Raw genomic sequence first — 756 nt, 5'->3', positions numbered from 1 at the left:
GCTGCTCTTGCTCGCCGTCACGCTCATCAACTTCCGCCGACTGCGTCAGGTAGAAGAGTTATGAGACCAGGTCTTAGCCTGGCGACCCGTTCACCTGCTCCATGAGACCCTGCGCTGCCTGGCGAGTCTTGTCCTCGGCGCTTGGCCAAAGCTTCGCGTAAACCCGGAGCGTTGTCGTCGGGTTGGCGTGGCCCAGAGCTCGCGCCACAGTCACCACATCTGCGCCGGCCTCTATGAGACCGGAAGCGAAGAAATGTCGCGCGTCATGTAGGCGGATGCCTTCAACGCCGGCCCGCTTCGTTGCACTCCGCCATAGGTAGCCGATGGAGTTTTGGTGCGGTGGATCATCGCCCTGGCCACGAAACGGGACTGCCGCACCGATAGGTGACAGGTGGGGTCTCATGCCGCGAGGGTCACGGCGGAGTTCATCATGGTCTCGTACTCGATGGGGGTCAACCGCCCGAGACGGTCTTGTCTGCGGCGACGGTGGTAGGTCCGCTCGGTCCAGGTGACGATCGCGATCCGGAGCTCGTCCCGGGTCGCCCAGGACCGCCGGTCGAGGACGTTCTTCTGGAGCAGGGCGAAGAAGCTCTCCATGGCGGCGTTGTCCCCGGCCGCACCGACCTTGCCCATCGAGCCGACCAGTCCGTGCCGGTTCAGGGCATAGACGAATTTCCGGGATCGAAATTGGGCGGATTCAACCGGTCGTCGCAACACCCTGACGAGGAGGGTGTCGATGGGCAGACCGGCTGGATG

2 protein-coding genes are annotated in these 756 nt (G+C 63.8%); both read right to left on the bottom strand.

What is annotated here, in order from left to right; all coding sequences use genetic code 11:
• Positions 1–73 precede the first annotated feature (73 nt).
• A complete protein-coding gene (locus ACPYN7_RS18025) occupies positions 74–403 on the bottom strand; it encodes a tyrosine-type recombinase/integrase (RefSeq protein WP_424348560.1) in 330 nt (109 codons plus the stop codon).
• Positions 400–756: integrase core domain-containing protein (locus ACPYN7_RS18020; protein WP_424348559.1), on the bottom strand; the 357-nt coding region annotated here is incomplete at its 5' end. The genes ACPYN7_RS18020 and ACPYN7_RS18025, both read right to left, overlap by 4 nt.

Origin of the sequence: Kocuria sp. CH-021 (assembly GCF_049716185.1) — a bacterium.
Taxonomy (GTDB): Bacteria; Actinomycetota; Actinomycetes; order Actinomycetales; family Micrococcaceae; genus Kocuria; species Kocuria cellulosilytica.
This window is presented reverse-complemented; position numbering and strand designations above follow the sequence as displayed.

What these genes read in the sequence shown, in the direction of transcription:
- ACPYN7_RS18025 (WP_424348560.1), bottom strand. Translation starts at nt 403, where the DNA reads ATGAGACCCCACCTGTCACCTATCGGTGCGGCAGTCCCGTTTCGTGGC.